At 75.2% G+C, this 13,343-nt stretch carries 13 protein-coding genes and 2 pseudogenes; 8 read left to right on the top strand and 7 right to left on the bottom strand.

The window, feature by feature from the left end:
* Positions 1–184, top strand: a pseudogene (locus EFE23_RS14290) (hypothetical protein); the annotation flags it as partial.
* A gap of 9 nt (positions 185–193) precedes the next feature.
* Here the strand turns inward: EFE23_RS14290 and EFE23_RS14285 are convergent.
* Positions 194–796, bottom strand: coding sequence for a CGNR zinc finger domain-containing protein (locus EFE23_RS14285; RefSeq protein ID WP_123241410.1), 603 nt, complete (start codon positions 794–796; stop codon positions 194–196).
* Between the two features lie 91 nt (positions 797–887).
* Here EFE23_RS14285 and EFE23_RS14280 point away from each other — a divergent pair, with 91 nt between their 5' ends.
* The 3 genes from EFE23_RS14280 to EFE23_RS14270 all read left to right on the top strand — a co-directional run bounded on the left by EFE23_RS14280 (position 888) and on the right by EFE23_RS14270 (position 2,938).
* Positions 888–1,634, top strand: coding sequence for a metallophosphoesterase (locus tag EFE23_RS14280; RefSeq protein WP_123241409.1), 747 nt, complete (start codon positions 888–890; stop codon positions 1,632–1,634).
* 2 nt (positions 1,635–1,636) lie between these two features.
* The gene (locus EFE23_RS14275; RefSeq protein WP_123241408.1) at positions 1,637–2,272 is read left to right on the top strand and encodes a LysE family translocator; all 636 of its coding nucleotides are present in this window, start codon (positions 1,637–1,639) and stop codon (positions 2,270–2,272) included.
* Between the two features lie 75 nt (positions 2,273–2,347).
* Positions 2,348–2,938: a pyridoxamine 5'-phosphate oxidase family protein gene (locus EFE23_RS14270; RefSeq protein ID WP_123241407.1), complete on the top strand. Its 591-nt coding sequence runs from the start codon at positions 2,348–2,350 to the stop codon at positions 2,936–2,938.
* Between the two features lie 12 nt (positions 2,939–2,950).
* On the opposite strand, the gene EFE23_RS14265 is transcribed toward EFE23_RS14270, so the two are convergent.
* Positions 2,951–4,432: a peptide MFS transporter gene (locus EFE23_RS14265; RefSeq protein ID WP_123241415.1), complete on the bottom strand. Its 1,482-nt coding sequence runs from the start codon at positions 4,430–4,432 to the stop codon at positions 2,951–2,953.
* A 227-nt stretch (positions 4,433–4,659) separates the two neighbouring features.
* Between EFE23_RS14265 and EFE23_RS14260 the strand changes: the two genes are divergently transcribed.
* Positions 4,660–5,001: an RNA polymerase-binding protein RbpA gene (locus tag EFE23_RS14260; RefSeq protein ID WP_046564157.1), complete on the top strand. Its 342-nt coding sequence runs from the start codon at positions 4,660–4,662 to the stop codon at positions 4,999–5,001.
* 66 nt (positions 5,002–5,067) lie between these two features.
* On the opposite strand, the gene EFE23_RS14255 is transcribed toward EFE23_RS14260, so the two are convergent.
* The 5 genes from EFE23_RS14255 to EFE23_RS14235 all read right to left on the bottom strand — a co-directional run bounded on the left by EFE23_RS14255 (position 5,068) and on the right by EFE23_RS14235 (position 9,946).
* Complete coding sequence (locus EFE23_RS14255; RefSeq protein WP_123241406.1) at positions 5,068–5,577, bottom strand: FxsA family protein; 510 nt, start codon at positions 5,575–5,577, stop codon at positions 5,068–5,070.
* Positions 5,578–5,632: 55 nt separating this feature from the next.
* Positions 5,633–6,421: a polyprenol monophosphomannose synthase gene (locus EFE23_RS14250; protein ID WP_123241405.1), complete on the bottom strand. Its 789-nt coding sequence runs from the start codon at positions 6,419–6,421 to the stop codon at positions 5,633–5,635.
* Between the two features lie 43 nt (positions 6,422–6,464).
* Positions 6,465–8,072: an apolipoprotein N-acyltransferase gene (gene lnt / locus EFE23_RS14245; RefSeq protein ID WP_123241414.1), complete on the bottom strand. Its 1,608-nt coding sequence runs from the start codon at positions 8,070–8,072 to the stop codon at positions 6,465–6,467.
* 105 nt (positions 8,073–8,177) lie between these two features.
* On the bottom strand, positions 8,178–8,864 hold the full coding sequence (locus EFE23_RS14240; RefSeq protein ID WP_123241404.1) for an ABC transporter ATP-binding protein: 687 nt from the start codon (positions 8,862–8,864) through the stop codon (positions 8,178–8,180).
* Positions 8,861–9,946 (bottom strand): ABC transporter permease, encoded by a 1,086-nt coding sequence (locus EFE23_RS14235; protein WP_123241403.1) that lies wholly within the window; start codon positions 9,944–9,946, stop codon positions 8,861–8,863. Before EFE23_RS14235 ends, EFE23_RS14240 begins: the two co-directional genes overlap by 4 nt.
* Before the next feature lie 171 nt (positions 9,947–10,117).
* Here EFE23_RS14235 and EFE23_RS14230 point away from each other — a divergent pair, with 171 nt between their 5' ends.
* From EFE23_RS14230 to EFE23_RS14220, 3 genes and pseudogenes are all read left to right on the top strand, one after another.
* Entirely contained in the window at positions 10,118–11,329 is a 1,212-nt protein-coding gene (locus EFE23_RS14230; protein ID WP_123241402.1) for a sensor histidine kinase, read from the top strand.
* Positions 11,326–11,958 carry a response regulator gene (locus EFE23_RS14225; RefSeq protein WP_123241401.1) on the top strand — a complete coding sequence of 211 codons (633 nt, stop codon included), beginning with the start codon at positions 11,326–11,328 and terminating at the stop codon, positions 11,956–11,958. The genes EFE23_RS14230 and EFE23_RS14225 overlap by 4 nt, the downstream gene beginning before the upstream one ends.
* 66 nt (positions 11,959–12,024) lie before the next feature.
* A pseudogene (locus tag EFE23_RS14220) lies at positions 12,025–13,303 on the top strand (low temperature requirement protein A).
* Positions 13,304–13,343: the final 40 nt, after the last annotated feature.

Raw genomic sequence — 13,343 nt, 5'->3', positions numbered from 1 at the left:
CACGGAGCTGGCCGCCGCGCGGGACACCGCCGGCGCCGCCGAGGCCCGGCTGGCGGAGCTGACCGTACGGCTGGCCGCCGCCGAGGCGGACCGCGACGCGGCCCAGCGCCGGGCCGGGCAGCTCGCCGACCAGGTCAGCGACCTGGCCAGCGCCCTGGCGCGGCTCGGCACCCGGACGGGCTGAGTCGGCCGGTCAGCGGGCGGTGTGGCGCTGGTAGTGGCGGGCCACCCGCGCCCGGTTGCCGCAGGACGGTTTGCACCATTCCTGGCGCGGGTGGTCCTTGACGAAGTAGCGGACGCAGCGGGGCGCCGGGCAGGCGCGCAGCTGTTCGCGGGCCGGGCCGGTGAGGAACTCGACGGCGGCCCGGGCCAGTCCCGCCGTGAGCCGTACCCGGGCGTGGGTCGACCCGGCCACCCAGCTGAGGCTCGGCGCGGCGTCGTCCGGCCAGTGCAGCACGGGGCGGACCGGTAGCGCGCCGGCCGCCCGGTTGAGCCGCTCGACCGCCTCCCCGGGCGGCAGCAGCGACGTGGCATCCGCCCGGCTCGGCGGCCCGGGCCGGACCGCCACCGCGAAGAGGGTACGCATCGCCCGGCGCACCGCCACCACCTCGGCCCGGGTCGCCTCGTCGGCGGCGTCGGCGAGCGGCTCGACCGCGCCGACGTACTCGCGCAGCAGCGGGGCCTGGGCGCGCAGCCAGGCGGCCAGGCCGGCCACGTCGCCGAGGTCGTCGGCGACTCCCCCGTTGCCGTCGTGCCGGATGGTGCCGGCCAGGGCGAGCGCGAGGTGCGGGGCCATCGGTTCTCCTCCGGTACGGGCTTGTGCGGTCGTCGCGGCCGACTGTACCGTCCCTAACGCCTTGAACGGGAATAACCATTAGGGAGCGGTCTTGCTGGTCATCGCCCACCTCAGTGACACCCACCTCGACAGCCATCCCCGCTCGGCCGAACGGACCGCCCGCGTGATGGACCACCTCAACGGCCTGGCCCGACCCGCGGACGCGATCCTGATCACCGGGGACATCGCCGACCACGGCGAGGTGGCCGAGTACGAGACCGCGGCGCGGCTGTTCGAGTCCCCGACGCCGGTGCTGGTCTGTCCGGGCAACCACGACGTGCGCGACGCGTACCGCAAGGGCCTGCTCGGCGACGACCGCGGCGGCGACGGGCCGATCAACTCCCGGCACGACGTGGCCGGCGCGGTCTTCCTGCTCGCCGACTCCTCCGTGCCCGGCGAGGACGACGGCCACCTCGACGCGGAGACGATCGACTGGCTCGCCGCCGAGCTCGGCACGGTGCCGGACGACACCCCGACCTTCATCGCCTTCCACCATCCGCCGGTCGCGCTGCACCACCCGGTCATCGACCCGACCCGGCTGCTGCCCGCCACGCCCCTGGCCGACCTGGTCGCCGCCCACCCGCAGGTCGTCGCCGTGCTGACCGGCCACTTCCACACCGCCGCCGCGAGCACCTTCGCCGGCCGTCCACTGCGGATCGCGCCGGGCGTGATCTCCACCCTGCGGATGCCGTGGGAGGGCGAGGGGCGGCTGACCACCCAGAGCCAGCCGCCCGGCGTCGCCTTCCACGTCTACGACGACACCGGGCTGCTCACCACCCACTACCGGGTGGTGGTCTGAGCGTGCGCGGGATCGCCGTACTGGGCTTCCTGGCCGCCGTCGCGCCGATCACCACCGCGCCGGGAACCAGCCTGACCCTCGTCGTCTCGCGGGTCGCCGCAGGCGGGCGGCGGCAGGGCTGGTGGGTGATCCTGGGCACCGTGACCGGGCTCTACGTGCACGCCACCCTGGCCGCGGCGGGCCTCGCGGCGCTCGTGCTCCGCTCGTCGCAGGCGTTCTGGGTGGTCAAGCTGGTCGGCGCCGGCTACCTGGCCGGGCTCGGGCTCTGGCTGCTGTGGTCCTCGGCCGGTCGGCCGGCGCGGGCCCCGGCGCCGGCGCCCGCCGGGCCGCGGCGGCTGCCGTGGTGCGGACACCACCCCTTCCCGCAGGCACTGCTGGGCAACGTGCTCAATCCCAAGGCCGCCGCGGTGTACCTCACCCTCGCCCCGCAGTTCCTGGAGCCGGGCCGGCCGGTGCTGGTGCCGATGCTGGTGCTCGCCACGGCGCACGCCGCCCTGCACACCTGCTGGCTGGCCGGATGGGCGGCCGTCTCCGGGGCCGCCGCCCGGCTGCTTCGCGCCGCCCGGGTGCGCCGGCTGCTCGACCGGCTGACCGGCGCGGTCCTGCTCGCCCTCGGCGTGCGCGCCGCGCTGCCCTGACCCCCGGCCGGGGTTGCGCGGCCACGGGCTGGGACGGGGCAGCGGCGACCGCCGGCCAGCGGCCATGATCGGCTGGTGGGAAAGACGTACGCGCGCATCGACGGCCGGCTGCGCATCTTCATCGAGGCGCAGCCGATGTTCTTCACCGCCACGGCGCCGCTGGCCGGCGATGGCACGATCAACCTCTCCCCGAAGGGCCTGCGGGGCTCCTTCGCGGTCCTCGACGAGCTGACCGTGGCCTACCTGGACTTCGCCGGCAGCAACGCGGAGACCATCGCCCACCTGCGGGAGAACGGCCGCATCACGCTGATGTGGTGCGCGTTCGACGGCCCGCCGAACATCGTGCGGGTGCACGGGCGCGGCGAGCCGGTGTTCCGCGACGATCCCCGCTGGCCCGACCTGCTGCGCCACTTCCCCGACATCGACCCGAGCAACCACGGGCTGCGCGCGATCGTGGTGGTCCGGGCCGAGCTGATCCGCGACACCTGCGGCTACAACGTCCCCCTGATGACCTACCAGGCCGACCGGGACCTGCACGGGCGACGGTTCGCCCGCGAGGACGACGCCTCGCTGAGCGCCTACTTCGCCGGCAAGGAGCACGTGGCGACCAGCATCGACGGGCTGCCCGGCCTGCCGCTGCCGCTGCCGCCCACCCCGGCGGTCTGATCCGCCGGCCGGTCAGTGGATGCCGGCCATCAGCGTCCGGATGTGCCGGGCGAACATCACCGCGGCGAGCCCCAGCACCACCGACGCCAGGCCGAAGGTGAGGAAGTAGGTCGGCTCGGCCCAGGTCTCGGCCAGCCGCGCCACCTGGCCACCGATGGCGTCGCCGACGGCGGAGGCGAGGAACCACAGGCCCATCATCTGGCTGGCGTACTTGACCGGGGCCAGCTTGGTGGTGGCCGACAGGCCCACCGGGCTCAGCGACAGCTCACCGGCGACCTGGATGGCGTACACGGCGACCAGCCACCACGGCGACACCAGGCCCCCGCCGACGGCGGCCTGCGCGGCGGCGGCCATCAGCACGAACGACAGGCCGTTGAGGATCAGGCCGACCGCGAACTTCATCGGCGTGGACACCCGGTGCCCCAGCTTGAGCCAGAGCCAGGCGGCCAGCGGGGCACCGATGATGATCAGGATCGGGTTCACCGACTGCAGCCAGGACGCCGGGAAGGTGAACCCCAGCACGTCCCGGTCGGTGCGGTCGGCGGCGAAGATGTTCAGCACCGACCCGGCCTGGTCGTAGATCAGCCAGAACGCGGCGGCGAACACGAACAGCCAGGTGTAGGCCTTCATCCGGCTGCGTTCGGTGGCGCTGATCTCCCGGTCGGTGAGGATCCGGGCGAAGTAGCCGACGGCCACCAGCACGGTGACCAGGGTGAGCAGGTTGACCACGGTGTTGACGGTGAACAGCCCGAGCAGGGCGAGGATCGCGACCACCACCACCACGGCCAGGGTGACCAGGCCGATCCGGTTCAGCGCCCGGCGCCGGTCCGCGCCGAGCAGCGGGTCGGCGGGCCGGGCGCCCGCGTCGCCGAGGTTGCGCTGGCCCAGCACATACTGGAGCACGCCGAAGGTCATGCCGACGGCCGCGGCGCCGAACCCCAGATGCCAGTTGATCTTCTCGCCGAGGAAGCCGGTGATCAGCGGGGCGATGAACGCGCCCAGGTTGATGCCCATGTAGAAGATCGAGAAGCCGGCGTCGCGGCGGGGCGAGTCCCGGTCGTACAGGTCGCCGACCATGGTCGAGATGTTGGGTTTGAGCAGGCCGGTGCCGAGCACGATCAGGGTCATGCCGGCGAACACGCTCCACCCCGTCGGGATCGCCATCACGTAGTGGCCGGCCGCGATGACCACCCCGCCCCACAGCACGCTGCGCCGGGCGCCCAGCAGCCGGTCGGCGACCCAGCCGCCGGGCAGCGCCATCAGGTAGACCATGGCGTTGTACGTGCCGTAGACGGCGTTGGCGGTGGACTCGCGGATGCCCAGCCCGTCGTCGGCGACGGCCGCGGTCAGGTAGAGGACCAGGATGGCCCGCATGCCGTAGAAGCTGAACCGCTCCCACATCTCGGTGAGGAACAGGGTCGACAGGGCCCGGGGATGACCGAAGAAGGTCTTCCCACCGGGCGGTCGGGCCTCGATCGGCGCGTCACCGGCCATGCTCACCTCCGCACACCTTTCCGGCGGCTAACATCCCCGTTGACCGACGAAACACTCCACCGATTCCGCCCGGCCGGGGACGACCCCGCCGGGCATCCGTGGTGGACCGGCTACCCTTGGAGGGTTCCGCCACCGCGCCGGTCGTCACCGGCGCGGGCGGGAATGGCCCGGCCAGGACGGACCGTTACACCGAGAAGACCAGCACCACGAACGAGGGGAAGCCGATCATGGGCGAGCGCATGCTGCGCGGAAGCCGCCTTGGCGCGGTCAGCTACGAATCCGACCGCAACACCGAGCTCGCGCCGCGCCAGACCCGCGAGTACCTGTGCGCCAAGGGACACCAGTTCGAGGTGCCGTTCGCCGTCGACGCCGAGGTCCCGACGACCTGGGAATGCAAGTTCGACGGCAGCGTCGCCCGGCTGGTCGACGGCAGCGAGCCGGAGCAGAAGAAGGCCAAGCCGCCGCGTACCCACTGGGACATGCTGCTGGAGCGGCGCTCGATCGCCGAGCTGGAGGACATCCTGGCCGAGCGGCTCCAGGAGGTCCGCACGCGCCGCGGCCGCGCCTGAGCACACCGGACGACCGAAACGCCCCCGGGGATCACCCGGGGGCGTTTCGTCACGTACGGGGCTTTCTCACTGGACGATCTCGCCCTCGATGGCGCGGCCCGGCTCCGGCGGCGGCGCGGGTTGCTGCGGGCCGGTCGGCGGCTGCGGCGCGCCGCGGCGGACCCGGACCACCCGCGGCCCGAACAGGTCACCGGCGACCATCGACGACACCCGGCGCTCGGCGGTCCGTTGCACCCCGACCCGGGCCAGCCGGCGCACCGGCGGCACCAGCAACAGCAGCCCCACCGTGCCGCTGACCAGGCCGGGCAGGGCCAGCAGCAGCGCCCCCGCCAGGCCGACCAGGCCGTCGGTGACCTGCCGGCCCGGCGGCTGGCGGGACTCCACGGCGGCGCGGAAGCCCCGCCACGCCCGCATGCCCTCCCGGCGCAACAGCACCAGCCCGAGCAGGGACGCCGCGAACATCAGCAGCAGCGCGGACCCGAAGCCGATGCCCCGGCCCACCAGGACGAACACGGTCAGCTCCAGCACCGCGAGCAGCAGCAGGGCCGCTGGTACGTACCTCAGTCCTCGGCGCATCTCACTCCATCAGCCACGAGCGTCATCACGCCCTTCCAGCATGACACGGCGGCGCTCACGGCCACCGCGCCAACGCCTCGGGGCGGCGCGCCGCGGCCCGCCGGTCCCGCAGCCCCCAGCTGGTGATCCGCCACAGCGCCTCGGCCACGATCAGCGGGCTCATCTTGCTGTCGCCGTGCTCCCGCTCGACGAAGGTGATCGGCACCTCGACCATCCGCACCCCGGCGCGGTGCGCCAGCCGGGACAACTCGACCTGGAACGCGTACCCCTGGGAACGCACCGAGGCCAGGTCGATGGCGTCCAACGCCCGGGACCGGTACACCCGGTAGCCGCCGGTGGCGTCGGAGACCGGCATGCCCAGGGCCAGCCGCGCGTACAGGTTGCCGCAGCGGGACAGCAGCAGCCGGTGCCACGGCCAGTTCACCACCCGCGCGCCGCGGGTCCACCGGGAGCCGATCACCACGTCGGCCTCGCGGGCGGCGTCCAGCAGCGCCGGCAGGTCCTCCGGGGCGTGCGAGCCGTCGGCGTCCATCTCCACCACCGCGTCGTAGCCGCGCTGCCGGGCCCAGGCGAAACCGGCCAGGTAGGCCGCGCCGAGGCCCTCCTTGCCCGGCCGGTGCAGCACGTGCACGTGCGGGTCGGCGCCGGCCAGCCGGTCGCAGATCGCCCCGGTGCCGTCGGGGCTGTTGTCGTCGGCGACGAGGATGTCCACGCCCGGCGCCGCGGCGCGGACCCGGGCGACGATCCGGCTGACGTTGTCGGCCTCGTTGTAGGTGGGCACGACCACGAGCACCCGGCCCACCCCGGGGTGGCCGACCGTCTTGGTGTCGGCTGCCAGGACCACCGTCGTACCGTCCCCTCCCCCGCCGGCGTGCCGGCACCGTCGCCTACCCGGGGTCGACCTCCCGGCGGCGACGCAGCACGGCCGCGCCGGCCAGGGCCGCGACGGCGAGCGCCGCGAGGGCCACCTCCGGCCACACCCCGGCCCGGGTGGCCGGCGTAGGCCCGTCACCGAGCCGCATCTGCCGCACCACCACGGCCGCGGTGTTGAACCCCGTGGCCCCGTCTACCCGCCCGTCGGGGGTAACGAACCCGGACACCCCGACCGTGGAGGCCATCAGGGCGGCGCGGCCGTGCTCCACGGCCCGCAGCCGCACCATGGCCAGCTGCTGCCGGGCCTCGGCCACGTCGAAGGTGGCGTTGTTGGTCTGCACCACCAGCAGCTGCCCGCCGCCGGTGACGGTGTCGCGCACCAGGCCGTCGTAGGCGACCTCGAAGCAGATCACGTCGCCGAGGGTGACCGCGCCGGTGTCGAGGATCCCGGCGCGGGTGCCGGGGACGAAGTCGGAGCGGACCCGGTCGACCTCCGCGCTGACCATCCGGGCGATCCTGCGCAGCGGGATGTACTCGGCGAACGGCACCGGGTGCCGCTTGGTGTACAGCTGGTCGAGGTCGGGGCCGCTGCCCGGGCGCCACAGCAGACCGGCGTTGCGGACCTGCCCCTCGCCGGGGCCGAGCAGCACCGCGCCGACCAGGATGGGCGCGCCGACGGCGTCGGCGGCCTGGGAGATCCGGTACCCGGCGCCGGGGTTGCGCAGCGGGTCGATGTCGCTGGAGTTCTCCGGCCACACCACCAGGTCGGGGCGGCGCTGGGTGCCGGCGTTGACCTGCTCGGCGAGTTTCAGGGTGGCGTCGACGTGGTTGTTGAGCACGGCCTGCCGCTGGGCGTTGAAGTCCAGCCCGAGGCGCGGCACGTTGCCCTGCACGATGGCCACGGTGACCGTGTCGCCGCCGCCGCGTACGCCGGCCGGGACGCCGCCGGCGGCGGCGAGCAGGGCCGCGAGGGCGGCGGTCAGCCCGGCCACCGGCCGCCAGTGGCCGGCCGGCCGGCGCCAGTCCCGCCAGGCGATGGTGACCAGCAGCCCACCGGCGAGCGCGACGGCGAAGGTGACCAGCGGGGCGCCGCCGAGCGCGGCCAGCCGCAGCAGCGGGGAGGTGTCCTGGCTGAACGCCAGCCGCCCCCACGGGAACCCGCCGAACGGGGTGCGGTCGCGCAGCGCCTCCTGCCCCACCCACAGCAGCCCGGTGACCGCCGGCCAGGCCCACCACCGGTGCCGGTCGACCAGCGGCGACACCCAGGCGGTGGCGGCGCCGAGCAGCGCCAGGTAGGCGGCCTGCAGCAGGGACAGCAGCAGCCACGGCAGGTAGCCGGTGTGCAGGTTGGTCCACTCCAGCAGCGGCGCGAACAGGGTCACCCCGGCGACGAAGCCGAGTCCGGCGCCGGCGCGCAGCCGCCGCCGGTGGGTGGCGGCGGCGAGCAGCGCCACCCCGACCGGCGCGAGGGCCCACACCCCGTACGGGGGGAAGGCCGCCAGCAGGGCCAGGCCGGCGACGACGGCCATCGGCAGGGCCGCGGTCAGCGGCAGGGGGCGCGGGGGCGTCCCCTCGCGTGCCACGTCGGTGGCACGGGTCTCATTCCGGTCGAGCGTCGTCACCGGCACCTCACCACGATCACGCGCCGAAGGCTACCCGGCCCGGCCGGGCGCCGACGCCGGTGGCGGCGCCGGAAACCGGACTCCGGTGACGGCGGCCGCGGTCCGTCACGACGTCGTCGGGGCGGCGGCGCGGAGCCGGCCGTCGTGGACCTCGGCGATCCGGTCGGCGGCGCCCACGTGGGTGCGGTCGTGGGTGACCAGGACGGTGGCGGTTCCCCGCTGCCGGGTCAGCCGGGTGATCAGGTCGATGACGGCGGCGCCGCGGTCGTGGTCCAGGGCGCTGGTGGGTTCGTCGACCAGCAGGACGGTGGGGTCGTTCATCAGCGCGCGGGCGATGTTGACCCGTTGCCGCTGGCCGCCGGAGAGCTGGTGGGGGCGGCGACCGGCCTGGTCGGCGAGGCCGACGGCGTCGAGCAGCTCCATCGCCCGGGGGCGGGCCCGGGCCGGGGAGCGGCCGTCGAGGTGGGCCATGACCTGCAGCTGTTCGGCGGCGGTGAGCGCGGGCAGCAGGTTCGGCTGCTGGAAGACGATCCCGATGGCGCGCCGGCGCAGGTCGGCCAGGTGGGCGCGGCTCAGGCCGGTGGTGGGGGTGCCGGCGACGGTGACGGTGCCGTGGTCGGGGGTGATCAGAGTGGCGGCGACGGCGAGGAGGCTGGACTTGCCGGAGCCGGAGGGACCGACGACGGCGGTGAGGGTGCCGGCGGGCACGTCGAGGGTGACGTGGTCCAGGGCGGTCAACCGGCCCGGCCCGTCGGGGTAGGTGAGGGTGACGTCGGTCAACGTGAGGCTCATCGGGCGCTCCCCAGGGCGGTCAGCGGGTCGACGGAGGTGATCCGGCGGATGGACAGGGCGGCCCCGGCCACGCCGAGGGCGATGATCACGGCGGCGGGGCCGAGGACGGTGGCCGGGGTGAGCCGGAACGGCACCGCGGAGCCGGCGACGAGGGCGCCGACACCGGCCGCGGCGGCGGCGCCGAGCACGGTGCCGCCGGTGAGCAGGACGGCGGCCTGGCCGAGCGCGTCGCGCAGCAGGTTGCCGGTGGACGCGCCCAGGGCCTTGAGGACCGCGACGTCGCCGCTGCGCTGGATGGTCCAGACGCTGAAGAAGGCGCCGATGACCAGGGCCGCGATGGCGAACAGGAAGCCGCGCATCAGTTGCAGCGAGCCGTTCTCCGAGGCGTAGGAGCCGATCGCGGACAGCGAGTCGCCGGTGCGGACGGTTTTCGTGCCGGCGGCCGCGTCGGTGGCGGCGACGTCGACGGCGGAGGTGGTGCTCAGGGCGATCACGGTGGCGGTCGCCCCGCCGGCCCCGGCGTCCGGTGCGACCGCCCGCCACGTGTCGAGGCTGACCCAGATCACCGGGGTGTGGCTGTAGGAGGCGTCCCCGGCGACGGCGGCGACCTCCAACGCCCGCCCGCCGAGGGTGACGGTGTCACCGGCGCGTACCCGCAGGTCGTCGGCGGCGGGGGTGGACAGCACGGCGGACCGGTCGTCGAGGCGGCCGCCGGCCGGGGCCAGCGGCGAGCCGGCGCGCACCCCGAACGCGGTCACCGCCAGCCCGATGTCCCCCGCCGCGGCGCGGGTGGTGGCGATGCCCAGCGGCTCGGCGCGGGTGACGCCGGGCGCCTGCGCCCACCGCCGCCACTGCGCCTCGGTGACGGTGGAGTCGGCGTACGACAGGTCCTGGCCGGGGGCGGGCGCGGCGAAGGCGATCCGGTCGGCGGGCAGGTCGGTGACGGCGGAGACGTTCTGCCGGCCCAGTCCGGCGGTGAGCCCGGACAGCAGCCCGACCAGCAGACTGATCAGGGCGACGACGGCGCCCATGAGGGCGAACCGCCCGCTGGCGAACCGCAGATCTCTCCATGCCACGTACACGGTGGGTTCCTGCTCTCTCGACGGGGGCGGCGCTGGCCTCTCCACGGTCGCCGCCGGCGCCGGTGGTGGGCATCTGGCGCAGGAGGGCACTTCGCGGGCCGTCGGTCGGCGGGCGGATTCCATCCTTTGGCAGAGGGCGCGGCGGTGACCGGCGCCTACGCTGGAGAGACTGTGAACACGGCCGCCGTCACCACCGCCACGCCGGGCGCCCGGGCGCTGGCCTGGTGCCTGCATCTGCTGGTCGCCGGCCTGCTCACCCTGGCCGCCGGCCGGGCGGTCGCCGACGCCGCGCCGCACGCCGCCGCCGTCGTGGCCGCCGCGGCGGCGGTGGGACTGGCGTACGCCTCGGGTGGGCTGCTGCCGCGCGCAAAGTCCCCGCAGCGGGCCGCGGCGGCCTGGCTGGCGCTGCTGGCCGCGGCGTGGCTGGTGCTGCTGGCCCTGTCCGCCGACGGGGTGTGGCTGGCCTTCCCGCTGTACTTCCTGCCGCTGCACCTGCTGCCGCGCCGCGCCGGGCTGGTGGCGGTCACGGCCACCATGCTCGCGGCGATCGTCGGGTTCGCCGCCCACCGGGGCGCGGTCACCCTGCCGGTGGCGGTCGGTCCGACCCTCGGCGCGGTGGTCGCGGTCGCCGTGGTGTGGGGCTACCAGGCCCTGTATCGGGAGAGCGAGCAGCGGCGGCGGCTGATCGAGCAGCTCACCGCCGCCCGCGCGGAGCTGGCCGCCGCCGAGCACACCGCCGGGGTGCTGGCCGAACGGGAACGCCTGGCGCGGGAGATCCACGACACCATCGCCCAGGGCCTGTCCAGCATCCAGTTGCTGCTGCGCGCCGCGGAACGGGCGCTGCCGGACGCCGCCGGCACCGCCGCCGGGTACGTGACGCAGGCCCGGCAGGCGGCCGTGGACAACCTGGCGGAGGCCCGCCGGTTCGTCGCCGCGCTCGCCCCGCCGGCGCTGGAGGGCACCACCCTGGCGGACGCGTTGGCGCGGCTGTGCGCCACCACGTCGGCCCGGCACCGGCTCGCCGTCGGTTTCCACCGCGCCGGTGAGCCGGTGCCGCTGCCGACCGCGCAGGAGGTCGCCCTGCTGCGGGTCGCCCAGTCGGCGCTGGCCAACACGGTCCGCCACGCGCACGCCACCGTCGCGCAGGTGCGGCTGGAGTACCTGGACGGGCAGGTGGCCGTGGACGTGGTCGACGACGGTGTCGGCTTCGACGCGCCCGCCGGGGAGCCGGGCGGCGGCGGGTTCGGGCTGGCGGCCATGCGGGCGCGGGTGCACGCGCTCGGCGGCGCCCTGAAGGTCCGGTCCACGCCGGGGCGAGGCACGGCGGTGAGCGCGCGGCTGCCGGTGCCCGTGGGTGACGTGCCAGCCGGGCGGCGGCCGTGACCGGCGACATCCGGCTGCTGCTGGCCGACGACCATCCGGTGGTGCGGGCCGGGCTGCGGGCCGTGCTGGCCACCGAGCCGGGGCTGCTGGTGGTGGCGGAGGCGGCCACCGCGGAGGAGGCGGTCGCCCGGGCGGCCGTCGGCGACATCGACGTGGTGCTGATGGATCTGCGGTTCGGCGCCGGGATGACCGGGGCGGAGGCCACCGCCGCGATCACCGCCCGGCCGGGCGCGCCCCGGGTGGTGGTGGTCACCACCTACGACTCGGACGCCGACACGCTGCCGGCCATCGAGGCCGGCGCGACCGGTTACCTGCTCAAGGACGCCCCGCCGGAGGAGTTGGCGGCGGCGGTGCGCACGGCCGCGGCCGGGCGCACCGCGTTGGCGCCGTCGGTCGCGGACCGGCTGATGCAGCGGCTGCGCAGCCCCGCCACGACGCTGACCCGCCGGGAGACCGACGTGCTCGGCCTGGTGGCGCAGGGGTTGTCCAACCGGGCGGTCGGCCGGCGGCTGCACCTGACCGAGGGCACGGTCAAGTCGCACCTGGCCCGCATCTACACCAAGCTCGGGGTGGACTCGCGGACCGCGGCGGTCGCCGCCGCCACCGACCTCGGCCTGATCCGCCGCTGACCGCACACCCGGGCGGTTCCGCTGCTTCGGCACGCCGCCGTCGGCCACCCTGCCAGACTCGGCGGCATGAGCGCCGCCCGCCGGCAGGGTCGGATCCTGCCCGCCGCGCCAGGTTCCCGGGCCACCCGCCTGGAGTTGTTCTACGACCTGGTGTTCGTCGTCGCGTTCCTCAACGTCACCACCCTGCTGGCGCGGAACCTGACCGTGCTGGCGTTGCTGGCCGGGGTGGTGGTGCTGGCACTGCTGTGGTGGTGCTGGGTGAGCTTCGCGTGGCAACGTCGTACGCACCGACCAGGGCATCATGCCGCTGATCGGCGCGGTGACGGTGGCGGCCCTGTTCGTGCTGAACCTGACGCTGCCGGAGGCGTTCACGGACCGTCCCGGCGGGCCGTCCGGCCCGCTGGTCTTCGTCACCTGCTACCTGGTGCTCCGGTCGGTTCAGGTGCTGGTCGTGCTGACCCGCGCCGACCGACCCGGACGGGCGGCGCTACGGTTCGGCCTACCGCGCCTGGCCGCCGTCACCCTGATCCTGGCCGCCGCCGCGTTGCCCGGACACCAGTGGCGGCATTCGGGATGGCTGCGGGTTGGGCTGTGGGCGCTCGCCGTGGCGGTCGAGTTCATCGCCGGGGGCCGCATCCGCAGCGTAGGCCTGGGAGTGGTCTCCGCCGCGCACTGGGCGGAACGGTACGCACTGATCCTGCTCGTCGCGCTCGGCGAGTCGATCATCTCGTTGGGGCTGGGGTCGGAGTCGACCGCCGGCCGGCCCGTCAGTTGGGCGGTGATCGTGGCGTCGTTGGCGGGCGTCACCGTCATCGCCGCGCTGTGGTGGATGTACTTCGACACCCTGGCCCTCGCCCTCGAGCAGCGGCTGCACCGCACCCGCGATCCCGACACGCGGGCGGCGTTCGCCCGCGACGTCTACGCCTACCTGCACCTGCCGTTGATCGCCGGGATCATCCTGTTCGCCCTCGGCCTGAAACGCTATTTGGCCGCCATCGCCCAACCGCACGGCGGGCCGTGGCTGGCGCGGCCCGCCGAACTGGACCACCGGGTCCTGTACGCCGGTGTGATCGTCTACATCGCCGGTCTGCTGGCGTTGGGGGTGCGGTCCAGCCACCGGGTACCGCCGCTGCCGACCGCGGCGGTGGTCGCCCTGGCCGTCGGGTTGCCGGCTGCCGGCCGGCTGCCGGCGGTCGCCGGGTTGGCGGTGCTCGCCGCCGTCTGCGTGGCGCTGGTGCTGTTGGGCCGGCGGGAACCGGCGCGCGAGCAGGTGCGGCGGACGGCCCTGCGGGAGCAGCTCGCGGCCGAACAGGAGCAGTCCGAGTGGCGCCGCCGCCACCTGTGAGCGGCAGGCGGTCGCGAAGACGAAATCGGGGCGCGGCTCG

It is taken from the genome of Micromonospora solifontis (assembly GCF_003725545.1).
Lineage (GTDB): Bacteria > Actinomycetota > Actinomycetes > Mycobacteriales > Micromonosporaceae > Micromonospora > Micromonospora solifontis.
This window is presented reverse-complemented; position numbering and strand designations above follow the sequence as displayed.